Origin of the sequence: Streptomyces sp. NPDC006208, from assembly GCF_040613775.1 — a bacterium.
Taxonomy (GTDB): Bacteria; Actinomycetota; Actinomycetes; order Streptomycetales; family Streptomycetaceae; genus Streptomyces.
Window position 1 is genome coordinate 105,108 of sequence record NZ_JBEXSW010000003.1, and the last position, 24,433, is coordinate 129,540.

At 70.6% G+C, this 24,433-nt stretch carries 22 protein-coding genes and 1 pseudogene; 17 read left to right on the top strand and 6 right to left on the bottom strand.

Translation table 11 applies throughout. The features are described 5' to 3' along the window. Positions 1–29 precede the first annotated feature (29 nt). Together ABZ208_RS03150 and ABZ208_RS03155 are read right to left on the bottom strand one after the other, a co-directional pair. On the bottom strand, positions 30–290 hold the full coding sequence (locus ABZ208_RS03150) for a hypothetical protein (protein WP_356907830.1): 261 nt from the start codon (positions 288–290) through the stop codon (positions 30–32). A 166-nt stretch (positions 291–456) separates the two neighbouring features. Then, positions 457–1,494, bottom strand: a complete 1,038-nt coding sequence (locus ABZ208_RS03155) for an Rv2578c family radical SAM protein (RefSeq protein ID WP_356907956.1) — start codon at positions 1,492–1,494, stop codon at positions 457–459. 240 nt (positions 1,495–1,734) lie between these two features. Here ABZ208_RS03155 and ABZ208_RS03160 point away from each other — a divergent pair, with 240 nt between their 5' ends. The 7 genes from ABZ208_RS03160 (at position 1,735) to ABZ208_RS03190 (ending at position 9,713) form a co-directional block, all read left to right on the top strand. Further along, the gene (locus ABZ208_RS03160) at positions 1,735–2,121 is read left to right on the top strand and encodes a VOC family protein (protein ID WP_356907831.1); all 387 of its coding nucleotides are present in this window, start codon (positions 1,735–1,737) and stop codon (positions 2,119–2,121) included. Positions 2,122–2,307: 186 nt separating this feature from the next. After that, the gene (locus ABZ208_RS03165) at positions 2,308–2,751 is read left to right on the top strand and encodes an SRPBCC family protein (RefSeq protein ID WP_356907832.1); all 444 of its coding nucleotides are present in this window, start codon (positions 2,308–2,310) and stop codon (positions 2,749–2,751) included. A gap of 220 nt (positions 2,752–2,971) precedes the next feature. Further along, complete coding sequence (locus tag ABZ208_RS03170) at positions 2,972–5,383, top strand: MFS transporter (protein ID WP_356907833.1); 2,412 nt, start codon at positions 2,972–2,974, stop codon at positions 5,381–5,383. Between the two features lie 173 nt (positions 5,384–5,556). Then, positions 5,557–6,801, top strand: a complete 1,245-nt coding sequence (locus ABZ208_RS03175; RefSeq protein ID WP_356907834.1) for a hypothetical protein — start codon at positions 5,557–5,559, stop codon at positions 6,799–6,801. Positions 6,802–6,833: 32 nt separating this feature from the next. Next, positions 6,834–8,396 carry a VWA domain-containing protein gene (locus ABZ208_RS03180; RefSeq protein WP_356907835.1) on the top strand — a complete coding sequence of 521 codons (1,563 nt, stop codon included), beginning with the start codon at positions 6,834–6,836 and terminating at the stop codon, positions 8,394–8,396. After that, positions 8,380–9,153 carry a hypothetical protein gene (locus ABZ208_RS03185; protein WP_356907836.1) on the top strand — a complete coding sequence of 258 codons (774 nt, stop codon included), beginning with the start codon at positions 8,380–8,382 and terminating at the stop codon, positions 9,151–9,153. The genes ABZ208_RS03180 and ABZ208_RS03185 overlap by 17 nt, the downstream gene beginning before the upstream one ends. A 38-nt stretch (positions 9,154–9,191) precedes the next feature. Beyond that, a complete protein-coding gene (locus ABZ208_RS03190; protein ID WP_356907837.1) occupies positions 9,192–9,713 on the top strand; it encodes an Lrp/AsnC family transcriptional regulator in 522 nt (173 codons plus the stop codon). Between the two features lie 15 nt (positions 9,714–9,728). Here the strand turns inward: ABZ208_RS03190 and ABZ208_RS03195 are convergent, their stop codons facing one another. After that, entirely contained in the window at positions 9,729–10,253 is a 525-nt protein-coding gene (locus ABZ208_RS03195) for a GNAT family protein (protein WP_356907838.1), read from the bottom strand. A gap of 295 nt (positions 10,254–10,548) precedes the next feature. Between ABZ208_RS03195 and ddaH the strand changes: the two genes are divergently transcribed. From ddaH to ABZ208_RS03225, 6 genes are all read left to right on the top strand, one after another. Further along, entirely contained in the window at positions 10,549–11,361 is an 813-nt protein-coding gene (gene ddaH, locus ABZ208_RS03200) for a dimethylargininase (RefSeq protein WP_356907839.1), read from the top strand. Further along, positions 11,358–12,581 (top strand): ornithine--oxo-acid transaminase, encoded by a 1,224-nt coding sequence (gene rocD, locus ABZ208_RS03205; RefSeq protein ID WP_356907840.1) that lies wholly within the window; start codon positions 11,358–11,360, stop codon positions 12,579–12,581. The genes ddaH and rocD overlap by 4 nt, the downstream gene beginning before the upstream one ends. A 142-nt stretch (positions 12,582–12,723) precedes the next feature. Next, positions 12,724–13,560: a M55 family metallopeptidase gene (locus tag ABZ208_RS03210; RefSeq protein ID WP_356907841.1), complete on the top strand. Its 837-nt coding sequence runs from the start codon at positions 12,724–12,726 to the stop codon at positions 13,558–13,560. Then, a complete protein-coding gene (locus tag ABZ208_RS03215) occupies positions 13,553–14,890 on the top strand; it encodes a M20/M25/M40 family metallo-hydrolase (RefSeq protein ID WP_356907842.1) in 1,338 nt (445 codons plus the stop codon). The genes ABZ208_RS03210 and ABZ208_RS03215 overlap by 8 nt, the downstream gene beginning before the upstream one ends. A 10-nt stretch (positions 14,891–14,900) precedes the next feature. Next, the gene (locus ABZ208_RS03220; RefSeq protein WP_356907843.1) at positions 14,901–16,937 is read left to right on the top strand and encodes a prolyl oligopeptidase family serine peptidase; all 2,037 of its coding nucleotides are present in this window, start codon (positions 14,901–14,903) and stop codon (positions 16,935–16,937) included. After that, positions 16,934–17,875, top strand: coding sequence for an LD-carboxypeptidase (locus ABZ208_RS03225; RefSeq protein WP_356907844.1), 942 nt, complete (start codon positions 16,934–16,936; stop codon positions 17,873–17,875). Before ABZ208_RS03220 ends, ABZ208_RS03225 begins: the two co-directional genes overlap by 4 nt. A 209-nt stretch (positions 17,876–18,084) precedes the next feature. On the opposite strand, the gene ABZ208_RS03230 is transcribed toward ABZ208_RS03225, so the two are convergent. Together ABZ208_RS03230 and ABZ208_RS03235 are read right to left on the bottom strand one after the other, a co-directional pair. Continuing rightward, positions 18,085–19,152, bottom strand: coding sequence for an adenosine deaminase (locus ABZ208_RS03230; protein ID WP_356907845.1), 1,068 nt, complete (start codon positions 19,150–19,152; stop codon positions 18,085–18,087). 76 nt (positions 19,153–19,228) lie between these two features. Further along, the gene (locus ABZ208_RS03235; protein WP_356907846.1) at positions 19,229–19,975 is read right to left on the bottom strand and encodes a GntR family transcriptional regulator; all 747 of its coding nucleotides are present in this window, start codon (positions 19,973–19,975) and stop codon (positions 19,229–19,231) included. Positions 19,976–20,113: 138 nt separating this feature from the next. Between ABZ208_RS03235 and ABZ208_RS03240 the strand changes: the two genes are divergently transcribed. The 4 genes and pseudogenes from ABZ208_RS03240 to ABZ208_RS03255 all read left to right on the top strand — a co-directional run bounded on the left by ABZ208_RS03240 (position 20,114) and on the right by ABZ208_RS03255 (position 23,617). After that, complete coding sequence (locus ABZ208_RS03240; protein ID WP_356907847.1) at positions 20,114–20,362, top strand: LapA family protein; 249 nt, start codon at positions 20,114–20,116, stop codon at positions 20,360–20,362. Between the two features lie 41 nt (positions 20,363–20,403). After that, complete coding sequence (locus ABZ208_RS03245) at positions 20,404–20,955, top strand: GNAT family protein (RefSeq protein WP_356907848.1); 552 nt, start codon at positions 20,404–20,406, stop codon at positions 20,953–20,955. 151 nt (positions 20,956–21,106) lie between these two features. Beyond that, positions 21,107–21,509, top strand: a pseudogene (locus ABZ208_RS03250) (arginase family protein); the annotation flags it as partial. Positions 21,510–21,613: 104 nt separating this feature from the next. After that, complete coding sequence (locus tag ABZ208_RS03255) at positions 21,614–23,617, top strand: DUF5107 domain-containing protein (protein ID WP_356907849.1); 2,004 nt, start codon at positions 21,614–21,616, stop codon at positions 23,615–23,617. Positions 23,618–24,037: 420 nt separating this feature from the next. Here the strand turns inward: ABZ208_RS03255 and ABZ208_RS03260 are convergent, their stop codons facing one another. Continuing rightward, positions 24,038–24,391 carry a VOC family protein gene (locus tag ABZ208_RS03260; protein WP_356907850.1) on the bottom strand — a complete coding sequence of 118 codons (354 nt, stop codon included), beginning with the start codon at positions 24,389–24,391 and terminating at the stop codon, positions 24,038–24,040. Between the last annotated feature and the right edge of the window lie 42 nt (positions 24,392–24,433).

Here is a 24,433-nt window from a genome sequence, read left to right on the forward strand (position 1 = left end):
CCGCCCGATCCGGTACGGACGACCCTGGCCTACGAGCCCGCTTGAGCCGGCAGGCCGGTCAGGCTGATGTCCTGTGGCATGTGTTGGGGTGGCTCGCGTTGCGTTCCTGTCGTGCAGTCCTGGCCCTCGTTCCCCTCACGTTCGCCCTCGCGGCTGTGGCAGGCTGTTCCCGCCGCCAGTCCCAACGACTGCGGCATCAGCCCGGCGTACGCGTACTGCCGGCCGCGCACCCGGACCACGGCGACGGCCTCGCAGTCGTCGACGGTCGTCTCCCGTACGCAGATCCCCATGCGGCACCCTCCCCAGGCAGCCGGCCCTCGTCGGTCACCGCTCATCCTCGCGTACGCCACTGACAGCCGCCCGCCCACCGGGCACGGCCTGTCCGTCCGGCACGGCCCGGTCCACCTGGTCGGTCCGGCCGGTGCATGCCGTCTGACCGGCCGGCGGATGTCCGGCTCAGAGCAAGGTCAGTTGGGTCGGCTCCGGTGACACGGTGTCCGGCACCGGGCGGGCCGGGATCCGGCGCGGCATTGTCCGGCCCGACGACGGGCCGATGCCGAACTCCGTGGCCAGTTCATGGACATGGCGGGTGATCCGTCGCTGGTACCACTTGGGCGCGTACGACCCCTCCGCGTACAGCCGCTCGTAGCGCGCCACCAGATGCGGATGGTGTTCGCGCAGCCAGGCCATGAACCACTCGCGTGCGCCGGGGCGCAGATGAAGTACGAGCGGAGTCACCGATGTCGCCCCCGAGGCGGCGATCGCGCGGACCGTCGCACGAAGCTGGTCCGGATGGTCGCCGAGGAACGGGATCACCGGAGCCATCAAGACCCCGCAGCCGATGCCGTGGTCGGTGAGGGTGCGCACCACGTCGAGACGGCGCTCGGGGGAGGGGGTGCCCGGTTCGACGGTGCGCCACAGCTGCTGGTCGACGAAGCCCACCGACACCGAGACGCCGACCTCCGTGACCTCGGCAGCCTGCCGGAGCAGCTCCAGGTCGCGCAGGATCAGCGTGCCCTTGGTGAGGATGGAGAACGGATTCGCATGGTCGCGCAGCGCCGTGAGGATGCCCGGCATCAGCCGGTAGCGGCCCTCCGCCCGCTGGTAGCAGTCCACATTGGTGCCCATCGCGATGTGCGCGCCGTGCCACTGCCGGGAGCCGAGCTGCCGGCTCAGCAGCTCAGGTGCGTTGATCTTCACGACGATCTGGGAGTCGAAGCCGATTCCGGTGTCGAGGTCCAGGTAGCTGTGGGTCTTGCGGGCGAAGCAGTACACGCAGGCGTGTGTGCAGCCCCGGTAGGGATTGACCGTCCATTCGAACGGCATCCGTGAGGCTCCCGGTACCCGGTTCAGGATCGAGCGGGCCCGGATCTCGTGGAAGGTGATGCCGCGGAATTCAGGTGTGTCGAACGTACGGGTGGTCACCGCGGACGTGCCGAAAAGCGCGGTGTCCCCGGTTGCGGCGGGGTTGTCGACCAGATTGTCCCAGCGCATGGACGCCTCCTCGGTAGCACTGGCCACAGAATAGAACATACGTTCCCATGATCGTGCTGGGAGTGAGCCAACTTTCCGGCAGGGGGTTGAGTCGAGGGGGTCGGGAAGGACGGTGGGATGACACTGCGCCCCCACCAGGCCCTCGACGAACGCACACCACGTGCGGCCCACCTCGCCGTCGAACACTGCGGTTAGCGTGTGACCTTCGGCGGACCCGCTACGTGACTGGAAGGTCCTGACATGACCAGTAAGTTCACCGAGCTTGCGATCGACTGTGCCGATCCCAGCGGTCTCGCCCGGTTCTGGTGCGCGGTCCTTGACTACGAGGTGCAGGACGAAGGCGACGGAATCGTCATTATTGGCTCCCCTGCGGTGCCGGAAGGCAGGAACCGCCTTGGCCCAGTGCCACCGAGGTTGACCTTCGCGCACGTGCCCGAGGGCAAGATCGTCAAGAACAGGCTCCACATCGACGTCAACCCGACCGACAGGGAGCAGGGCGAAGAGGTCCGTCGCCTGCTCGACCTGGGTGCCCGATACGCCGACGTCGGCCAAGGCGATGCGAGCTGGGTCGTACTTGCCGACCCGGAGGGGAACGAGTTCTGTGTCCTTGCGGACCGCTGCCCCTGATCGGAGGCCGCGCACCGCGCCGGACCTGCTTCCGGTCGCTTGCTTCTCGACCCATGGCGTGCTGCCCCGTGCCGCCTCGTGCTTCCTCGTACGGCCGGGACCGCGTCAGCCGCTTGATTTGGGAGGGGGCTCGCGGGGTGGTTGGCTTGCCGTACCCCGTTCGGAGCGATTGTTGGAGGAACAGGAATGGCGCAGGTCGAGGCCACCACGGAGCGGATCATCGCGGCTGACGCGGAGACGGTGTTCGATGCCGTGGCCGACTACGAGAACACCCGCGCGAAGCTCCTGACCGAGCACTTCAGTGAGTACGAGGTCCGCGAGGGCGGCGACGGTGAGGGCACGCTCGTCCACTGGAAGCTCCAGGCGACCAGCAAGCGCATCCGTGACTGCCTGCTCGAGGTCACCGAGCCCACCGACGGGCAGCTCGTCGAGAAGGACCGCAACTCCTCGATGGTGACCACCTGGACCGTCACCCCGGCCGGTGAGGGCAAGTCCCGGGCCGTCGTCACCACCGTGTGGAACGGCGCCGGCGGCATCGGCGGCTTCTTCGAGCGGACCTTCGCCCCCAAGGGCCTCGGCCGGATCTATGACGCCGTGCTCGCCAGGCTCGCCGCCGAAGTCGAGAAGTAGAGAAGCACACTCACCGGATCGAGTGGTTTTCCCCGCGGCGTCTCGTGCGCCCCGCGCACCCGGCGCCGCGGGAAAGCTCCTGATGAGCGCCTGAAACGCGCCCCCCGCAACACCAGTTGACCCCTCCGTCCGGTCACGGGCGTGCCGTCGCCCGGCTTGCTCCCTCTTGGTGCGTAATGCGGAGAATGGCGGCGCGCAGGCGACGAGGGGAGACAGATCCGTGGGCGGCAGCACACTGGTGAAGGACGAGCAGGCCGCACCGGCGGCCACGCCACCCGCAGCCCCCGCGACCGAGGCCCCCGACGCGCGCAGTCCCCGCCGCGTACGCCTGGTCTTCATGGCTCTGATGCTCGCGCTGCTGCTCGCCGCGCTGGAGCAGATGATCGTCGCCACCGCTCTGCCGAAGATCGTCGGTGAGCTGCAGGGCCTGGACCGGATGCCCTGGGCGATCACCGCCTATCTGCTCACCGCCACCATCGGCCTGCCGGTCTACGGCAAACTCGGCGATCTCTTCGGCCGCAAGGGCGTCTTCCAGTTCGCCATCGTCGTCTTCGTCGTCGGCTCCGCACTGGCCGGCTGGTCACGCACCATGGACCAGCTGATCGCCTTCCGTGCCCTCCAGGGCGCGGGCGCCGGCGGGCTCATGATCGGCGTGCAGGCGATCATCGCGGACATCGTCCCGCCCCGGGAGCGTGGCCGCTTCATGGGACTGATCGGGGCCGCATTCGGACTCGCCTCCGTCGCCGGCCCCCTGCTGGGCGGCTTCTTCACCGATCACGCCTCCTGGCGCTGGTGCTTCTACTTCAACGTCCCCTTCGGCCTGGTCACCCTGCTCGTGGTCACCCTGGCCCTCAAGCTTCCCAAGCCTGCCGCCCGCGCCCGGCTCGACGTCTTCGGCGCACTGTTCCTCGCCGCTGCCTCCACCTGCCTGGTCCTGCTCACCAGTTGGGGCGGCACGCAGTACGCATGGGACTCGAAGGTCATCCTGTCGCTCGCCGCCGGGGCAGCCGCAAGCACCCTGCTCTTCCTGGTCGTCGAGCACTTCGCACCCGAACCCATCATTCCGCTGCGGCTGTTCCGAGACTCCGTCTTCACCGTCACCTCCCTCGTCGGTGCGGTCATCGGCGTCGCACTTTTCGGCGCGGCCAGCTATCTGCCGACCTTCCTCCAGATGGTCGACGGCGCCAGCGCCACCGAATCGGGCCTGCTGATGCTCCCGCTGATGGGCGGCATCGTCGTCGCCTCCATCGTCTCGGGACAGCTCATCAGCCACACCGGGCGCTACAAGATCTACCCGGTCCTCGGCAGCGCGGTCGCGGCCGTCGGCATGTGGCTGCTGTCCGGTCTGGAGGCCGGCACATCCCGGCTGGAGTACAGCATCTGGCAGGCCGTGCTCGGCGTGGGCCTCGGATTTGTGCTGCCCGTACTGGTCCTCGCGGTACAGAACGCCGTGCCACCCGCCGACCTCGGCACCGCCACCAGCGCCAACAACTACTTCCGGCAGATCGGCGGCAGCGTCGGCGCAGCAGTCTTCGGCACACTCTTCGCCGACCGGCTCACCGAAGCCCTCGCCGACCGCCTTCCCGCGGGAGCGGACCTCCCCGATCCCGCGTCCATCACTCCGCAGCTGGTGCACGCCATGCCGCCCGCCGTCCGCGACGGCTATGTCCAGGCGTACGCGGACGCGATGCCCCGGATCTTCCTCTACCTTGTGCCGGTTCTCGTGCTCGGCCTGCTCATCGCCTTCTTCCTCAAGGAGAAACCGCTGGTGTCCCACAACGCCTACGCCGCCGAGCCCGCCGTCCCGCACGCCCGCAGCGCCACCCCGCGCACCGGCGCACCAGGCGCCCGGCCGGGCCCCGCCCACCGCGCCGCCGGAGTCCCCGTCTGCGGCACCGTGCAGCACCATGACGGCAGCACCGTGCCGCGTGCCGCGCTCACGCTCATCGACGTCACGGGACGGCAGATCGGCCGGGGCGCGAGCGGCGAGGACGGCCGGTACGCGCTGAGTGTGCCCGGATCCGGCTCGTACGTCATGATCGCGGCGGCCGGCGGGCACCAGCCGCAGGCCGTCACCGTGACCGTCGGCGAGCGGCCCGTCGAACTCGACGTGGTGCTCGGCGGCGCGGGACGTCTCGCCGGGACGGTCGTGACCGCCGACGGCTCCCCGGTGCGGGACGCCGCGGTCACCCTCACCGATGTCCGCGGCGAAGTCGTGGCCACCACCCGCAGCGGACGCGAAGGCGGCTATGTGATCACGGAGTTGGTGGCGGGGGAGTACACGCTCGCCGCCAGCGCCCCCGCCTTCCGGCCCGCCGCCCACCCCGTGAGCGTGCAGGCGTCCCGGGAGACCCGGCAGGACATCGAACTGGCCGGCGGCGCCCTGCTGCGCGGCACGGTGCGCGCCGGAGACGGACGGCCGGTGGACGACGCCCGCGTCACCCTGCTCGACGCGGCGGGCAATGTCGTGGACACCATGACCACGGGCCCCGACGGCACATTCCGTTTCGTGGACCTGTCGTCCGGCGAGTACACCGTGATCGCCGCCGGTTACCCGCCGGTGGCGACCGTTCTGCAGGTCGCAGGCGGCGGTCGCACCGAACGTGACCTGCAGCTCGGCCACGAGGACTGACGGGACTGACGGGACTGACGGGGCCGCCAGGGCCGACCCGGGACCCCGTCGGCCCTGTGTGCCCTCGTCGCATACCCCGGTGTTCACCTCGGATTGCGCTGAATGCGCCCGGGAGGCCATCCAGGTGCGACAGGCTGACAGTCACAGGTCGGGGGACTGTGGGGGAGGCGGCCGTGGCCATCGGGGAAAGACCGGTCATCGAAGAGCCGCGGCTGGCGATCCGCCAGGGCTCGGCGTCCTTGTCGTCGCGGCGCAGCTTCCTGGTCGTCGCCGTGCCGCTGCTGGCCGCCGTACTGATCAGTGCGGTCACGCTGGCGGTCTCGGGGAACATCCTGCTTCCCTTCCAGCGGGTCATCACCCTCGAAGGGAAGATGGCCTCCAAGCGGGACTTCTTCGAGGACCCCGAGGTCCAGCGCATCCTGATGAAGCATCACATACGGGTGCACATCACCAGCTCAGGGTCGCGTGAGGTGGCGATCCGGGACATGTCCCAGTACGACTTCGTCTTTCCCTCGGGCCAGCCGGCCGGGGACCTGGTCACCACCGTCCGCGCATCGACGAACCAATACGCCAAGGTGCACCGGCCGTTCGTCAGTCCTATCGTGCTCGCCACCTACCGCGAATACGCCGACACCCTGCGAGACGCCGGGATCGCCACCGCGCAGGGTGATGCAGGACCGGACGGGCCGCTGTACTACGTGCTGGACATGCCGAAGTTCCTCGACCACATCCACCGGCAGGTGCGGTGGAACGACATCGGGATAAAGGACCACGGCATCACCAACGCCAACCGGATCGTCACCCAGAGCCCCGATGTGTGCGGCTCCAATTCGGCAGGCACCTATCTGGCGCTGGTCGCGTTCACCTGGCACGGCAAGGGCGACGAGGTGCCGGACACGGACCCGGAGGCGGACGAGCGGGCGCGGGCGATCAAGCACCTCATGGAGCAGGGGCTGCCGGCCGCCGATGTCTTCCGCACCTACATCTCCCCGGAGGGCAAGGCGATCGCCCCTGTGGTGGTGGCGTACGAGCACCAGTACCTCAGCTACCAGGTGCGCCATCAGGCCGAGTCGCAGAAGCTGGACGGACAGCGGGTGCTGCTGTACCCGTCCAGCCGGTTGGTGACCCAGCCCCAGTTCATCGCGCTCAACGCCGACGGCGACCGGCTCGGTGAACTCATCACCACCGACCCGGAGTTACGCCAACGGGCCATGGAACTCGGCTTCCGCATCCTCGATCCGACGGGCCAGATATCCGGCGACCAGCTGACCGGCTTCCTGCGGGACCGGAACATCCCCGTCCCGTCGATGGAGAGCAACGACACCAGGACCTCGATGCCCCGGCTGCGCCATCTGGAGCGGATGATCTCCATCGTCGGCGACTGCCCCGCCGTCGAACCCCTGCCGGGGCGGCCCTGATGCGCCCGCGCCGCCACCGGGCAAGGCGCGTTGTGGCCCTGTGCCTGGCCGGCCTCTGGCTCGCCGCGGCCACGGCCTGCTCCACGGACCGGCCCGAGAGCGTGACCCTGAGGGTCCTGGCCAGTTCGGAACTTGCCGACATGGGCCCCGTCCTCGACGATCTGCGCCGTGAGACCGGGATCAGGCTGGAGATCGACTACCGGGGCACCGTGGACGCCAGCAACGCCCTCGCCTCCGGAAAGTACCGGCACGATCTCGCCTGGCTCTCCTCCGACCGCTACTTGCGGCTCAAGCAGAAGGAGACCGCGCCGGGTGCCGAGCCGCCGCTCGCGACCGGCATCATGCGCTCGCCCGTCGTCATCGGGATGCGGCCCGCACTGGCCGCACAGCTGCGCCGCAGCGCGAACGACGGCCGGATCTCCTGGGCCGACGCCGCGGACGCGGCGGCCGACGGCACCCTGAAGTTCGCGATGGCCGACCCGCGGCACAGCAACAGCGGACTCGCCGCTCTCGTCGGAGTCGCGACCGCCGCGGCCGGCACGGGCAGCCCGCTGCGCCCCCAGGACGTCTCCTGCGACCGGCTGCGCGGCTTCTTCGCCGGCCACGAGCTCACCGCGGACTCGTCCGACCGCCTGGCCGGCGGCTTCGTACGCCGCCAGGACGAACTGGGCGCCCTGATCACCTATGAATCCGAACTGCTCGCGCTCAACGCGAGCGGCAGGCTGCGCCGGCCGCTGGAGATCGTCTACCCCGACGACGGCATGGTGCTCTCCGATTACCCGGTGCTGTTGCTCGACTCGGCCGAGCGGAACGCGTACGACAGGATGGTGGACTGGCTCAGGAGCGAAACGGTCCAGAAGAGGATCATGGAGCGCACGCGGCGCCGGCCGATCGATCCGGCTGTTCCCCGCACCGCCGGCCTGCGCGAGCCCCTCGGCAACGCCCTGTACTTCCCCGCCGACCAGAAGGTCGTGGACCGGCTGCTCGCCGACTACGGGGATCCGGAGCGGAACAGTCCAGCGCGGGTGGTCTTCCTGCTCGACTTCTCCCGTTCGATGCGCGGCGAGCGCATCGCGCAGCTGCGGGCCACGTTCGACGGGCTCAGCGGGGCGGACGACTCGCGCTCCGGCAAGTTCGTCCGGTTCTACCGGGGCGAGACGCTCACCGTGATGCGCTTCGGCGGCCGGGTGCTGGACGAGCGCAGCGTGACCTACGAGGGGCAGCGCGACCTGGACCGGCTGCGCTCCTTCGTGGCCTCCGACGACTTCGCCGGGTCCACGGCCATCTGGTCCTCCCTCGACCACGCCTACGGTGAAGTGACCTCCCTGGTACGTGAGAAGCGGGAACAGGACATCTCCATCGTGCTCATGACCGACGGTGAGAACAACGCAGGGATGGACCTCGACGCCTTTGTCCGCAGGCACGGCGCGCTGCCCCAGGAGGCACGGGAGGTGCGCACCTACACCGTCCGCTACGGGGAGGCGGACACCAGGGAACTCGATCGAGCGGCACGGGCCACCGGCGGCCGGATGGTCGACGCCACCGCCCAGTCGCTCCTGAGCGCTTTCAAGGAGATACGTGGGTGTGTTCAGTGAGGCGTGGTGGGGCGTCTGGTGGCCCTGGATGCTTCTGTGGCTGCTGACGGTGGCCGGAGCCGTCACGCTGCTGGTCATGGCGGTCATCCGGCTCTCCCGCGGCAGGCGCGGTGGTGGCCAGAACCTCACGTACAGCATCTGTTTCTATCTGCACGACCGGTCCGTCATGGACCACTACCAGATGCGCGGCCACGCGGCGGCGCTGCGCAAGGAGGTGGAGCAGCGGACCATCGACAGCAAGGACGGCACCATCCGCGCCAGTGTCTTCGGGCTGAGCGCGGGCGGCGGCAAGCGTGACAACAGCGAGATCGTCAGCAAGTACATGCAGGTGGCCGAACCCATTTCGGTGATCGGCGTCATCATGGACGTGCTGGAGGAGAAGGGCGTCATCGTCCATGTCGACCTCGTCAACCAGAGCGTACGGCGCAACGCGGCGCTGGTGCGGGGACTTGCGACGCTGCACGGGACCAGGGCGTCGCAGCAGAGCGTACGGCTGCGGGACATCGAGGACTTCGTCCTGATCAGGGGCCGGTTCCGCAAGATCGAGGAATCCCCCGAGACCACGGTTTTCCTCGCACCTTACGGGGACCCCGACGACCCCGCCCGGGGGCCGCGGGTGCGGGTCACCTGCGCGACCGAGGGCCTGCGCAACGAGGTGCCGCGGGGCAACTTCTCGGCCCGGTGCCTCGGCAAGGTCCAGGACTGGAACCCCGACGACGCGATCCTTGAAGTGCAGGCGATGGCGATCTTCCGGTAAGGTCCGCGCGCGACCAGGCCGCCCGAAGGATCACCAATATGACGAACAAGTCGGTTCCGTTCGACGAGTTGGACCGGAAGATCGTGGCCGCCCTGGTCGCGAACGCGCGGACCAGTTTCACCGAGATCGGTGCGGCGATCGGCCTGTCGGCCACCGCCGTCAAACGGCGCGTCGACCGGATGCGCGAGAGCGACATCATCACCGGTTTCACGACGACGGTCCGGCCGGCCGCCCTCGGCTGGCGGACGGAGGCGTATGTCGAGGTGTACTGCGACAGCGCCGCCCCGCCCCGGCGCCTGGCCGAAGTCGTCCGCAACTACCCCGAGATCATGGCCGCGATGACCGTGACCGGCGGCGCCGACGCGCTGCTGCATGTGCGGGCCACCGATGTGGAGCACTTCGAGGAGGTGCTCGAGCGCATCCGGGCCGAGCCGTTCATCCGCAAGACGATCAGCTACATGGTGCTGTCCCACCTGCTCACCGGCAGTCCGGAGGCCGGCGCCGGCCGGGCCGCCACGGCGCCCGGCGGCGACGTATCCGCGCCCGGCCGTTCGGGCTGACCGGAGCCGGCGCAGTCAGCGCAGTTCGCCTTCGAGCAGGCCCATGGTGAACATGTCGTACCACTGGCCTTCGCGCCGGAAGACCTGTCGCAGCCTGCCCTCGTCGACGAAGCCGACCTTCTCGTAGACGCGGTGAGCGGCGTGGTTCTCGGTGACCACGGTCAGTGTGATCTTGTGCAGCCGCATGTCGTCGAAGCCGTAGCGGCATGCCGTCCGCATGGCGTCGGTGGCGTAGCCGCCTCCCCAGGAATCCTTTTCGCCGAGGTAGATGTCGAGCTCGGCGCAGCCCTTCTCCGGTTCCGCGCCGTGCAGTGCGACGAGACCTATGAGCTTGCCGTCGCCGAGCACCTCGATGCCGAACAGCACGTCTGCGTACGTGTTCCGCGCCCGCTCGGTCATCCACTTCTCGACCTGGGCGAGTGACTGCGGGTAGGTGTCGTCCATCCAGCGCATCACATCCGGATCGTGGTTCCAGCGCCAGAGCGCTTCGGCATCCGAAGGCCCCATCGCCCGCAGCTTCACCAGGTCCCCAAGCGCCATGTCGTCCAGCCCTTCGCGTGCATCATGATCGGCATCCGTAAACCCGGTAGTGGTAGCACGGGCCGGACCCCGTGCTCAATCCGATAATCGGTTCACCGGGGCCGCTCGGCGGGTCCCTGAGCCGCACCGGCGAAACGATCCATCGCCGAGGGCCCGTTTCACGCAGCATTCCTGCGCACATGCGCAGGATCTGATTCTTGTCGCAGGTCAGCCCCGCTTTCTACCGTGGATGACGTCCGGGTCGTCCCCGGTCGTACCCCTTGAGCCGTCCCCTGGAAGTGGGAGGAAACACTCGGTGCCAGACAGCCGTCTGTCTCGCGCACGGCGCTATCTCGTGTGCGAGCCCCGGTACTTCGACGTGCAGTACGCCATCAACCCATGGATGAGCGAGAACGTGGAAGTCGATCTCGACCTCGCGCTCTCCCAGTGGAACACCCTCGTGGGCACCTACCGCGAGCTCGGCCACACGGTGGAGACAGTGGAGCCCGAAGCAGGCCTGCCCGACATGGTGTTCGCGGCCAATTCGGTACTCGTCGCCGAGGGCAAGGTGTTCGGCTCCCGCTTCCACGCACCGCAGCGCCGGCCGGAGGAGGCGCTGTACGCCGCGTGGTTCAAGGCCGCCGGCTTCGACGTCCACCAGTCGGAAACGGTCTGCGAAGGCGAGGGCGACCTCGTCCCCGTCGGCGGCCACATCCTGGCCGGCACCGGGTTCCGTACGACCCCCGACGCACACCGAGAGGTGCAGGAGTTCTTCGGCATGCCGACGGTCGGCCTGCAACTGGTGGACCCGTACTTCTACCACCTCGACACCGCGCTGTTCGTCCTCGACGACGAGAACATCGCGTACTACCCGGACGCGTTCTCCCCGGGCAGCCGGGAGGTACTTCAGCGGCTCTTCCCGCAGGCCGTGATCGCCACCCGGGAGGACGCCATGGCCTTCGGCCTCAACTCCGTCTCCGACGGACGGCACGTCCTCGTCGCCCCGCGTGCCGAAGCCCTCATCGAGCAGCTCGTCACCCACGGATACGTACCCGTCCCCGTCGACATGTCCGAGTTCCACAAGGCCGGCGGCGGCATCAAGTGCTGCACTCAGGAGATCCGCGCATGACCCTCACGCCCGTACGCACCGAGCGCTCCTCCGCCGAGCTGATCAGCGCCGAGGACACCGCACTGGCGCACAACTACCACCCGCTGCCCGTGGTCGTCGCCCGCGCCGAGGGCGTCTGGGTCGAGGACGTCGAAGGCCGCCGCTACCTCGACATGCTGGCCGGATACTCGGCACTCAACTTCGGCCACCGCCACCCCGAGCTCATCGCCGCCGCCCACCGCCAGCTCGACGAGGTCACCCTCACCTCGCGTGCCTTCCACAACGACCGGCTCGCCGGCTTCGCCGAGGGCCTCACCCGGCTCACCGGCCTCGACACCGTCCTGCCGATGAACACCGGCGCCGAGGCCGTCGAGAGCGCGATCAAGATCGCGCGCAAATGGGCGTACGAGGTCAAGGGCGTCGCACCCGACCGGGCCACCATCGTCGTCGCGGACGGCAACTTCCACGGCCGGACCACCACCATCGTCGGCTTCTCCAGTGACCCGGTGGCCCGCACCGGCTTCGGCCCGTTCGCGCCCGGCTTCCGTGTGGTCCCTTACAACGACCTGGACGCGATCGAGGCCGCCGTGGACGAGACGACGGCCGCGGTGCTGATCGAGCCCATCCAGGGCGAGGCAGGCGTCATCATCCCCGACGACGGCTATCTGACCGGCGTACGTGAGCTCACCAGCCGTACCGGCTGCCTGTTCATCGCCGACGAGATCCAGTCCGGCCTCGGCCGCACCGGTACCACCCTGGCCGTCGACCACGAATCGGTCCTCCCGGACATGCTGCTGCTCGGAAAGGCGCTCGGCGGCGGCATCGTGCCCGTCTCCGCGGTGGTCGCCCGGCGCGAGGTCATGGCCGTGCTGCGCCCCGGCGAGCACGGCTCCACCTTCGGTGGCAACCCCTTGTCCGCCGCGGTCGGTTCGGCCGTCGTCGACCTGCTCGCGACCGGCGAGTACCAGCGCAGGGCCACCGCCCTCGGCGACGTACTGAGCGAGGGTCTCACCGCCCTGACCGGCAAGGGCGTCGTGGGCTTCCGCTCCCGCGGCCTGTGGGCCGGCGTCGACGTCGACCCGCGGATCGGGACCGGCCGGGAGATCAGCGAGCGCCTGATGCGCGAGGGTGTCCTCGTCAAGGACACCCACGGGTCCACCATCCGGATCGCCCCGCCGCTGACCATCACGCCGGAGGAACTCCGGTCGGCCCTCGCCTCGCTGGAGAAGGTGCTCGGCTAGACGGCGGATTCCGGCGAAGCGACGCCCCTGGCATCACCGCCAGGGGCGAACCGCACAGTTGAGCAGCTGCCCTCCGGTCTACACTCACGCTCTGCGCTTCCGGCGCGCTTGGGCGGTGCGGCCGATGGGAACGGAGACAGCTGTGAAGATCCTGATCAGCGCCGACATGGAAGGCGCCACCGGCGTGACCTGGCCCGCCGACGTACTGCCGGGCACACCGCAGTGGGAGCGCTGCCGGGCCCTGTTCACCTCCGATGTGAACGCGGCGGTTCTCGGCTTCTTCGACGGCGGCGCCGATGAGGTACTCATCAACGAGGCGCACTGGAGCATGCGCAACCTGCTGCTGGAGCAGCTCGACGAGCGCGCCGAGATGCTCACCGGACGCCACAAGACCCTGTCCATGGTCGAGGGCGTGCAGCACGGCGACGTCGACGGCATCGCCTTCGTCGGCTACCACACCGGTGCGGGCACGGAGGGCGTGCTCGCCCACACCTATCTCGCCAACTCCATCACCGGCGTCTGGCTCAACGGCGTCAGGGCGAGCGAGGGCCTGCTCAACGCCCATGTCGTCGCCGAGTGCGGAGTCCCCGTCATTCTGGTCACCGGCGACGACCTGACCTGCGAGGACGCCCTCGGATACGCGCCCGGGGCACACAAGGTCGCCGTCAAGGACCATGTCTCACGGTACGCGGCGGTCTGCCGCACCCCGGCCCGTACGGCAGCCGACATCCGGGCCGCCGCCGCGTCGGCCGCGGCGCTCGCGGTCCGTCACGAGCCGGTCCGGGGCGGGCCGTTCACCGTGGAGCTGGAATTCGATGCCGAGCATCTCGCCGCCGCCGCCACGGTGGTGCCCGGAGTGGAACGCTCGGCCGCCGAGCGGCGCGTCGCGTACACCAGCGGGACGATGTATGAGGGCATTCGCACGTTCAAGGCGGTCACGACGATCGTCTCCGCAGCGGTGGAGGAGCAGTATGGCTGACGTGACGACGACCCCCATCGACAGCCGTGCGCTCGACGAAGTGGTGACCTTCACCTCCGAGCTCATCCGGATCGACACCACCAACCGTGGCGGCGGTGACTGCCGGGAGCGGCCCGCCGCCGAATACGTCGCCGAGCGGCTCGCCGACGCGGGACTCGAACCAGCCCTGCTGGAGCGCACCCCGGGCCGTACGAATGTGGTGGCCCGCATCGAAGGCACCGACCCGTCGGCCGACGCCCTGCTGGTCCACGGCCATCTGGACGTGGTGCCGGCCGAACCCGACGACTGGAGCGTCCACCCGTTCTCCGGCGAGGTCCGGGACGGCGTGGTGTGGGGCCGCGGCGCCGTCGACATGAAGAACATGGACGCGATGGTCCTCGCCGTCGCACGCGCCTGGAAGCGCGCCGGAGTCAAGCCCCGCCGGGACATCGTCATCGCCTACACGGCCGACGAGGAGGCGAGCGCGATCGACGGGTCCGACTTCCTCGCGAGCACGCACGCCGGACTGTTCGACGGCTGCACCGAAGGCATCAGCGAATCCGGAGCGTTCACCTTCCACGCCGGCCCCGGAATGGCTCTCTACCCGATCGCGGCGGGAGAGCGCGGCACCGCCTGGCTGAAGCTCACCGCTCACGGCAGGGCGGGACACGGATCGAAGGTCAACCGCTCCAACGCGGTGACCAGGCTGGCCGAGGCCGTCAGCAGGATCGGCGGGCACGAGTGGCCCGTGCGGCTGGTACCGACCGTGCGGGCCGCCCTGTCCGAGCTGGCCGCACTGCACGGAATCGACGCCGGCGTGGATGCCCCGGATTTCGACGTGGACGCCCTGATGAGCAAGCTCGGCCGGGCCGCCGCGCTCGTCGAGCCCGTCGTACGCAACAGCGCCAACCCGACCATGCTGGACGCCGGCTACAAGCTGAATGTGATCCCCGGCCATGCCACCGCGTACGTCGACGGGAGGACGGTGCCCGGCGGCGAGGACGAGTTCCGCGAGACCATGGACCGCCTCACCGGCCCCGACGTCGAGTGGGAGTACCACCACCAGGAGATCGCCCTTCAGGCGCCCGTCGATTCCCCGACCTTCGCCAAGCTGCGGGCCGCCATCGAACGCTTCGACCCCGACGGCCACGTCGTACCGTTCTGCATGTCGGGCGGTACCGATGCCAAGCAGTTCTCCCGGCTCGGCATCACCGGCTACGGCTTCTCGCCGCTGAAACTGCCGCCCGGCTTCGACTACGCGGCCATGTTCCACGGCGTCGACGAACGCGTCCCGGTCGACGCGCTGCACTTCGGGGTCAACGTCCTCGACCACTATCTGCGGTCCGCATAGGGGGTTCGGCATGGTTCCCACGGGTCCCTACGGAACGTGGCCTTCGCCGATCGACGCGGCCCTCGCGGCCTCGCACGACGGACGCCCCGACGGTCTCGGCACGGTCGGCGACGAAGTGTGGTGGACCGCTCCCCGGCCGGCCGAGGGCGGCCGGCGGGCGCTGATGCGCAGACGGGCCGACGGCACCGAGGAATCGGTTCTCCCCGCGCCGTGGAACGTCCGCAGCCGGGTCATCGAGTACGGCGGCATGTCCTGGGCCGGCGCGCAGCGCGCTCCGGACGGCGGCGGGCCGCTCATCGTCTTCGTCCACTTCCCCGACCAGCGGCTGTACGCCTACGAGCCCGATGTGCCCGGTTCCGAGCCGCGGCCGCTCACGCCCCTGTCCCCGGTGGGCGGCGGGCTGCGCTGGGTCGACCCGCAGCTGCGCGTCGAACAGGGGGAAGTGTGGTGCGTGCTCGAGGAGTTCACCGGCGAGGCACCCACCGACGTACGCCGCGTCGTCGCCGCCGTGCCACTGGACGGCGCGGCCGCCGAGGACCGCGGCGCGGTACGGGAACTGAGCGACGACCGGCACCGGTTCGTCACCGGGCCGCGGATCTCCCCCGACGGGCGGCTGGCGGCCTGGATCGCCTGGGACCACCCGCAGATGCCCTGGGACGGCACGGTCGTCATGATCGGCGACGTGACCGAGGGCGGCCCCTTCGGCGCCGTGCGGCCGGTCGCCGGGGGCATGGACGAGTCCGTCGCCCAGGTCGAGTGGGCCCCGGACGGCTCGCTGCTCTTCGTCTCGGACCGCACCGACTGGTGGGAAGTGCAGCGGATCCGGCTCGACGCATCCGTTCCGGACAGCGGTCCGGGTACGAGCCTGTGCCCCGGCCGCGCCGAGGAGTTCGGCGGGCCGCTGTGGCAGATCGGCCGTCAGTGGTTCCAGCCCCTCGACAACGGGCTGATCGCCGTCATCCATGGAACGGGCACCACCACGCTCGGGATCCTGGACCCGGAGTCCGGTGAACTCGTCGACGCGGCGGGACCGTGGAGCGAGTGGGCCCCCACCCTCGTCGTGCACGGCGACCGGGTGTTCGGTGTCGCCGCCAGCCCGCGCAGCGCGTACGAGATCGTGGAGCTCGACACGTCCACCGGCCGGGCCCGGGTGATCGGCTGCGCGCACGACGACCCCGTGGACCCCGCGTACTACCCCGAGCCGCAGATCCGCACCTTCACCGGCCCGGACAACCGCGAGATCCACGCCCATGTCTATCCGCCGCACAACCCCGACCGGATCGCACCCGACGACGAGCTGCCGCCGTTCGTCGTCTGGGCGCACGGCGGCCCCACCAGCCGGGTGCCGCTCGTCCTCGATCTGGAGATCGCCTACTTCACCTCGCGCGGCATCGGCGTCGCCGAGGTCAACTACGGCGGCTCCACCGGCTACGGCAGGCAGTACCGCAACCGGCTGCGCGAGCAGTGGGGCGTCGTCGACGTCGAGGACTGCGCGGCCGTCGCCGAGTCGCTGGCCGCCGAAGGTACCGCCGACCCGGCCCGCCTGGCGATCCGCGGCGGCAGCGCCGGCGGTTGGACCGCCGCCGCCTCCCTCGCCGCCACCGATGTGTACGCCTGCGGCACGGTCATCTACCCCATCCTCGATCTGCTCGGCTGGGCCACCGGCGAGACACACGACTTCGAGTCGCGGTACCTGGAGTCGCTGGTCGGCCCCTTGTCCCCCAAGACTCCGCATGGGAGGGACCCCCAAGTACCCGCCCGCTACCGTGAACGCTCACCGCTGAACAACGCCGAGCGGATCACCGCGCCCTTCCTGCTGCTGCAGGGCCTGGACGACGTCATCTGCCCGCCCGTGCAGTGCGAGCGCTTCCTCGCCGAGATGGCCGGGCGTGGCATCGCACACGCCTACATCGCCTTCGAGGGCGAGGGACACGGCTTCCGCCTGGCCGACACCATGGTCCGCGCCCTGGAGGCAGAACTGTCGCTGTACGCCCAGACCTTCGGCATCACCCGCCCCGACGTCCCGCAGCTGGAGCTCAAGCAGTGACCCTCACACCGCTCGCACCCCTGCTCCGCCCGGCCCGGCTGAGGCCCGGTGCCCGGGTCGCCGTCGTCGCGCCGAGCGGTCCGGTACCGGGGGAGCGGCTGGACGCCGGACTGGAGATCCTGCGCGGCTGGGACCTGGAGCCGGTGGTGATGCCCCATGTCCGAGAGCAGCACCCGCACTTGTGGTACCTCTCGGCGACGGACCACGACCGGGCCCGGGACCTGACCGAGGCCTGGTGCGACCCGACGGTCTCGGCGGTGATCTGCGCGCGCGGCGGGTACGGCGCCCAGCGCATGGCCGACCTGATCGACTGGGCCGCGATTCGGGCCGCCGGCCCCAAGATCTTCGTCGGCTACAGCGATGTCACCGCCCTGCACGAGGCCTTCGCCGTCCGCATGGGCCTGGCCACCCTGCACGGACCCATGGTCGGCGCCGTGACCTTCCTCAAGGATCTCGCCACCCAGGAATCGCTGCGGGCCACGCTGTTCGCACCCGAATCGGTCCGCACTCTCGGCCTCGACACGGCGCGCACGATGGCGCCGGGCAGGGCCCGGGGCATCACGCTCGGCGGCTGCGTCAGCCTGCTCGCCGCGGACCTGGGCACCCCTGCGGCCCGGCCGTCCGCCCGCGGCGGGCTGCTGCTCATCGAGGACGTGGGGGAGGAGGACTACCGCCTGGACCGCATCCTCACCCAACTCCTGCGCTCCGGCTGGCTGGACGGTGTCGCCGGCATCGCCCTCGGGTCATGGGCGGAGTGCGGGCCCTACGAGCAGGTACGTGCGGTACTGCTCGACCGGCTCGGGGGACTCGGTGTCCCCGTGATCGAGGAACTGGGCTTCGGACACTGCGAGAGCACGCTGACCATGCCACTGGGCGTCGGGGCGGTGCTGGACGCGGAGGCGCGGACCCTGACGCTGGACGAGCCGGCCCTGCGCTGAGGTGGCGCACGGGCCGGTTCCGGTGCCGGCGGCTGCGGGCCGGCCCGGATCCCCCGCTGTGGGTGCACTTCGATCTCGTGCCGCACCGGCGTGGTGCGGGCTGCCCGCACACCGCGATCGCCGTGGAGGCGGCCGGTCCTTGACGCGGGACGAGACGTGCACGCTCGCCGGCGGCCCGGATCTCCTGGTGCCGGCCGCGGGCGGGCCGGTCAGCGGGCGAGCGCCGCGTACCCCGGCCGTACCACCTCGCGGATCAGCCGCTGCCGTTCCGGCAGGGGCAGGAACGCCGACTCGATCGCCGCGACCGTGAACTCCTCGAAGACCTCGGGGCCGTACCCGAAGGCGTCCACCATGTGCTGGAACTCCTGGCTCATCGTGGTGCCGGAGACCAGGCGGTTGTCCGTGTTGAGCGTGATGCGGAAGCCGAGGCGGCGCAGCAGATCGATCGGGTGCGTTGCGTAGTCCTTGGCCGCGCCCGTCTGGAGGTTGGAGGTCGGGCAGACCTCCAGCGCGATGCCGTTGTCGCGGACGTACGAGGCGAGGTGTCCGAGCCGTGCCGTGCCGTCGTCATGCACCGTGATGTCGTCGGTGATGCGCACGCCGTGCCCGATCCGCTCGGCGCCGCAGATCTGCACGGCCTCGTGGATGGACTCGGCGCCGACCGCCTCGCCGGCGTGGATCGTGAAGTGGCAGTTGTGCCGCTTCAGATGCTGGAAGGCCGGCAGATGGCGGGCCGGCGGGTTGCCGATCTCGCCTCCCGCGATGTCGAATCCGGCGACCCCGCGCTCACGGTGGGCCACGGTCAACTCGGCTATCTCCAGGGAGCGTTCGGTGTGCCGCATGCCCGTGAGCAGCGCCCGGACCGTGATCCGTCCCCCGGCGCGGCGCTCGCCCTCGCGGAAGCCCGCGTTGACCGCGTCCACGACCTCGTCGAGGGTCAGCCCGCGCTCCTGGTGCTGCTCGGGCGCGTACCGCACCTCGGCGTACACGACACCGTCCGCCGCCAGGTCCTCGGCGCACTCCGCCGCGATGCGCTCCAGCGCCTCGCGGGTCTGCATCACCGCGCAGGTGTGGGCGAAGGTCTCCAGGTAACGCTCCAGCGAGCCGGAGTCCGCGGCGTCCCGGAACCAGACCGCGAGCGCGGCGGGGTCCTCGGTGGGCAGATCGCGGTAGCCGCACTCGCGGGCCAGCTCGATGATCGTGGCCGGACGCAGTCCACCGTCGAGGTGGTCATGAAGGACGGCCTTGGGCGCGCGAAGGATGTCAGACAAGTGCATCCCGGGAGTGTACGGCACGGGGCGGCGGGAGACGCACCGCGCGGGCCGGGCAACGACCGTGCCGGCCCGCGCTCTCTCAGTTCGACTGGAGCACCGGCAGTGCCGGTGCTCCCGTCGGGAGCATGTGCTTCGCCGCCAGGATCGGGGTGTCGCCCACCCGGACCACCTGTGTGACCAGTACCGCCGGGGTGTCCGCCGGCCGGTCCAGCAGGTCGCCGCGGCGCCTGCCCAGGAGGGTCGCGCTCACCGCGCTGTGGGCGGTCAGGGCCACGCCCTTCGAGGAAGCCGTCAGGACCGACAGCATCGACACCGGCGCGTCCTGCGCCGCCTCCAGGGCCTGCGCGAAGGCCGGGTGCCTGGCCTGCAGTGTCGCGTCCTGCGCCGCCCACTCGTGGCTGAGTGCCGTCGCCGCATCCTCGCCGACCAGCAATGATTCCCAGAAACGCAGCTCCGCCCGGGCCGGGGCCAGCAGGTGCTGCGTGGTGAAGTCGGTCGGCTCCTCCATCGCGCGCAGCAGCGGCCGCACCCGCAGCGGCGATCCCGAGGACAGCAGTTCCTCCAGCGGCTGGATGTGCTCGTAGCCGCGCCGCGGCGGCCGGTCGCTGACGGTCCGGCCCACGCCCCGGCGCACCGAGAGCAGTCCGTCCTCCTGGAGCAGCAGCAGCGCCTCGCGCAGGGCCGGCCGGCCGACCCCCAGCTCGGCGGCGAGCCGGGGCTCCGACGGCAGCGTCGATCCGGGCGGATAGGTGCCGTCGTGGATGGCGTCCGCGATCCGCTCGTACAGGACGACGACCGGTCTGCGTTGCTGCCCGCTGGCTGCCACTGATCCTCCTCGGCTCATGTGTCGACAGCAAACCTAACTTGTCTGACAAGGACGAGGGTGCAGCGCACGACCCCTTCGACTCACCCGTTCGGCCCGCCTGCGACGGTCATGCGACCGGGAACTCGCCATCCTGGTCGCATGACCGCCAAGAAAGCACCATCGGGCAGCGCGAGGAGAAGCGGCACGCGTGAGTGGCTCACGCCCTCCAGGATCGCCGTGATCGTGCTCACGGCCCTGGCGATCGTCTTCATCTTCGAGAACACCGACCAGGTCGAGATCCGGCTACTGGTCCCCCTCGTCACCATGCCGCTCTATCTGGCCCTGCTCGCGATGTTCGTGATCGGGGCCCTGTGCGGCGGCCTCTTCTTCCGGTGGCGGGAGCGGTGAGCGGATCTGCGGCTCGCGTACGGCGCCGATAGCCTGATCAGGTGTCCGAGACCTCGTCCGCTGTCCCTTTCGCCGCCACCGGCGCACGCGTCGGCATACGCCCCTTCACCTACGACGACGGCGAGGAGTTCACCGCCCTCGCGCGGCAGAGCACGCAGCACCACCACCCCTGGCTGTTCCCGCCGCTGACCGCCGAGGCCTATACCGCCTACGCCCAGCGGCTGATCGAGCGCCCGTCCAGCGCCGGTTTCCTCGTCTGCGAACGCCCGTCGGGCCGGATGGCCGGCTTCATCACCATCAACAACATCGTCCTCGGGGCGTTCCAGTGCGGGGCGGTCGGTTACGGGGCCTTTGCGCACGCGGCCGGCCGCGGACTGATGCGGGAGGGCCTCGGGCTGCTCATCGGCCACGCCTTCGGTCCGCTCGGACTGCACCGCCTGGAGGCCAACATCCAGCCCGGCAATGCCGCTTCCCTGGGGCTCGTACGCAGCGCGGGCTTCCGGCTCGAAGGCTTCTCGCCCGACTTCCTCTACATCGACGGTGCCTGGCGTGATCACGAACGCTGGGCCATCACCCGCGAGATGACGCGATGACCTCACAGGTCGCGGCGGCGGACGGCGGCCATGGCGATGATGGCTGCGGCGAGTGGCCAGGCCGCGTACACGATCCACGAACCGCCGATGGTCGCCGGGCATGTCCGGGACCCCCGACATCGACGTTGTGGCAGAGGCCGGAACCGGCGCGGAAGCGGTCCAGCTGGTCCGGGACGCCGAGCCCGACGTGGCGGTGACGGACATCCGCATGCCCGGCATGGACGGCACCGAGGCCACAGGGCTGATCACGTCGGGCCCTGGGGAGACGCGACCTCGCCGCCGCCACCGTGCGGTCCCTCGACGCACCCGAACTCGACGGCTTCTGGGTGCATCTGGACGCGGATGTGCTCGACCCCTCCGTGATGCCTGCCGTCGACAGCCCCGACCCGGACGGGCTGCTTCCGGACGAACTGACCGCGCTGCTCAAGGTGTTGGTCCACTCCGAGCGGTGCGTCGGCCTCAACGTCACCATCTATGACCCCGATCTCGACCCCGACGGCAGCGCGGGGGCTTTGCTCGCCGATCTGATCGTGGCGGCCTTTGCCGAAGACTGACGCACGGAACCCCTGGTCAGTGCGGCCTCCACCGTGTTCCATGGTCGCGGTGGGCGCCGGCCGACAGGAGCCGCCGGCGGCCGTGCGAGCGAAGCGAGGTTGACTTGGCCACCACTGTGCGCCGTGCTGTACTGACCCTGCCCGCAGCCCCGTTGGGCGCGCCGAACCCACTGCCGGCGCTGCGTCCGCTCGACGAAATGCACGTCATCGACGAGCGGAGCAAACAGGACCTGCCGAGGGACATGGCACGCCAGATCGGGTACCAGCCGCTGCGTGCGCTGCTGCCGGTGCCGGTGCTCGACGGGTACGGGCGCGAGCGCACCCCGACGGATCTCGACACCATCGTGATCGAGAACGAGAGGCTGCGGGTCACCGTGCTGCCCGGTCTCGGTGGCCGTGTCCACTCGCTGCACCACAAGCCGACCGACCGCGAACTGCTCTACCGCAACCCCGTCCTCCAGCCCGCCGACTTCGCCCTCAACGGCGCGTGGTACTCCGGCGGGATCGAGTGGAACATCGGGGCCACCGGGCACACCACGCTGTCCTGCGCCCCACTGCACGCAGCGGTCGTGCCCGCGCCCGACGGCGGTCGGATGGTGCGGCTGTGGGAGTGGGAGCGGCTGAGAGACCTGCCCTTCCAGGTCGATCTGTGGCTGCCCGCCGACTCCGACTTCCTCCACGTCGGCGTACGGATACGCAATCCGCACGATCGGCCCGCGCCCGTCTACTGGTGGTCCAACATCGCCGTCGAGGAGCACGCGACGACCCGCGTGCTCGCACCGGCCGACGAGGCCTGGCACTTCGGCTACGAGCGCAGCCTGCGCCGCGTGCCGGTGCCGGAATACAACGGCGCGGACCGCACCTACCCGCTGCGCAGCGAGTACCCGGCGGACTACTTCTACGAAGTGCCCGAGCACGCCCGCAAGTGGATCGCCTCGCTGGACGGCGCGGGAGCCGGTCTCGTGCAGACGTCGACCGATGTGCTGCGCGGCCGCAAGCTCTTCCTGTGGGGATCGATGCGCGGCGGGCGGCGCTGGCAGCAGTGGCTGACCGAGCCGGGCACGGTCGGGTACGCCGAGATCCAGGCCGGACTCGCCCGCACCCAGCTCGAGCATGTGCGCCTGGAAGCGGAAGGCGAGTTCAGCTGGCTGGAGTCGTACGGGCCGCTGGCCGCAGACCCCGCGGCCGTGCACGGCGACGACTGGGACGCGGCCCGCGCTGCGGTCGAGGCGCGGCTGTCCGAGGTGCTGCCGCGCGCGGACGTGGATGCCGCGTACGAGGCGTGGCGGCCGTACGCGGACACCGAACCGGGGGAGCGGCTCGCGACCGGTTCCGGATGGGGCGCGCTCGAGGTGCTGCGTGCCGGGTACAAGCTGCCTGGTACCCCGTTCGACGAGTCGACGCTCGGTGAGGAGCAAGCACCCTGGCGGGAGTTGCTGAGTACCGGCGTCATGCCCGCCCCGCCGGGCGCCACCCCGCCGGGACCCTCGCTCGTCGCCCCGCACTGGCGCGACATGCTCGAGACCGCGCCCGCCGAACCGCTGACCGAGTATCACCTCGGCATCGCCCAGTGGCACGGGGGCGACCTGGCCCAGGCCGTCCGCAGCTGGGAACGCGGCCTCGCCGCCTCTGTCTCGGGCCCGGCCACCCGGCCCGAGGCAGCTCCGTCCCGCTGGCCGATGCTGCGCTGCCTGGCAGTCGCGGACCAGGAGGGCGGCCACGCGGCCCGGGCGGCCGAACGGTACGAAGAGGCCTTTGACGACCTGTGCGCGCAGCGCCGCGACGACGGCGAGGCATGGACCGCGGCGACGGCGGCGCTCGGCAGGGAGGCCGTCGAGGCCCTGCTGGCCGCGGACCGGGTCGCCTCGGCCCGCGCCGTCTGGGACCGTCTGCTGCCCACGGTGCGCGCCCGTGGCCGCTTCCGCCTGCTCGACGCCCGCCTGCTCATCGCCGAGGGCCGCCCGGACGCGGCGCGCGCGGTCTTCGACGAGGGCTTCGAGGTGGCGGACCTGCGCGAGGGCGCGGAGATCCTGGAGGAGGTCTGGCGCTCACTGACGGACGACCCGCTCCCGGACGCGTACGACTACCGGATGCGGCCCCTGGGCTGAGTCGGGCGCGTGCCGGGGCCGGCTGCCCCGGCACGAACCTGTCCTGCGGACGGGCGTACTGTGGGTATCAGGTTGCGGCCCACCGGCGTTGCCACCGGGCCCGCGGCGATTGTCGCGCCGAGCGCGGTGAGTGTGGCGTACGCGCGTACGACTACCGGTGCGGCTCCAGGGCTGAGTCGGGCGTGTGCCGGGGCCGGCTGCTCCGGCACGAACCCGTCCCCCGGACGAGCGTGCTGCCGGTGCTGCGGGTTGCGGGCGGGCGCGGTCAGGCCGCGGTGCCCTCGTCTCCGCGCAGGGTAGGGCGGTACGGGCGTGGTGCCGGCGGGGGCGTGACGAGCCTGTGACGTTGGCGCGGGCGCGAGCGTCTGTCGGGCGCTCGGCGAGCACCGCGGTGCCGGCGGCCCGCGGCATGCTCGGCCGTCAGGCCGCCGGTTTGCGGTCGACGTACTCGAAGACCGCGCCGTCCGGGTGCACCGCGATCAGATTGCGGCCCACCGGCGTTGCCACCGGGCCCGCGACGATCGTCGCGCCGACCGCGGTGAGCGTGGCGTACGCGTCGTCCACGTCCTTGACCGCGATGGTCGCCGACACCTTGCGCAGGACCTCCAGCTCCGACTCCGGTCCGCTCATCAACAGGAAACAGCCGACCGCCGCCACCGACACCCCGCCGCGCTCGAAGCGCAACGGGGGCGCGCCGGTGAGGCGTTCGTAGAAGGCCACCGATGCCTCCAGATCGTCGACGCAGATACGGAGGGTGGTTCCCAGAATCTCCATACGGGCGAGCCTAGTTCGTGCGCACGACGGACGGCACCGGTT

Bases quoted from the DNA above. Each gene is read 5' to 3' on its own strand.
- ABZ208_RS03150 (WP_356907830.1), bottom strand. From the start codon at position 290: ATGGGGATCTGCGTACGGGAGACGACCGTCGACGACTGCGAGGCCGTC.
- ABZ208_RS03215 (WP_356907842.1), top strand. From the start codon at position 13,553: ATGGCTGACGTGACGACGACCCCCATCGACAGCCGTGCGCTCGACGAA.
- ABZ208_RS03240 (WP_356907847.1), top strand. From the start codon at position 20,114: ATGACCGCCAAGAAAGCACCATCGGGCAGCGCGAGGAGAAGCGGCACG.
- ABZ208_RS03220 (WP_356907843.1), top strand. From the start codon at position 14,901: ATGGTTCCCACGGGTCCCTACGGAACGTGGCCTTCGCCGATCGACGCG.
- ABZ208_RS03260 (WP_356907850.1), bottom strand. From the start codon at position 24,391: ATGGAGATTCTGGGAACCACCCTCCGTATCTGCGTCGACGATCTGGAG.
- ABZ208_RS03155 (WP_356907956.1), bottom strand. From the start codon at position 1,494: ATGCGCTGGGACAATCTGGTCGACAACCCCGCCGCAACCGGGGACACC.
- ABZ208_RS03190 (WP_356907837.1), top strand. From the start codon at position 9,192: ATGACGAACAAGTCGGTTCCGTTCGACGAGTTGGACCGGAAGATCGTG.
- ABZ208_RS03195 (WP_356907838.1), bottom strand. From the start codon at position 10,253: ATGGCGCTTGGGGACCTGGTGAAGCTGCGGGCGATGGGGCCTTCGGAT.
- rocD (WP_356907840.1), top strand. From the start codon at position 11,358: ATGACCCTCACGCCCGTACGCACCGAGCGCTCCTCCGCCGAGCTGATC.
- ABZ208_RS03160 (WP_356907831.1), top strand. From the start codon at position 1,735: ATGACCAGTAAGTTCACCGAGCTTGCGATCGACTGTGCCGATCCCAGC.
- ABZ208_RS03165 (WP_356907832.1), top strand. From the start codon at position 2,308: ATGGCGCAGGTCGAGGCCACCACGGAGCGGATCATCGCGGCTGACGCG.
- ABZ208_RS03230 (WP_356907845.1), bottom strand. From the start codon at position 19,152: ATGCACTTGTCTGACATCCTTCGCGCGCCCAAGGCCGTCCTTCATGAC.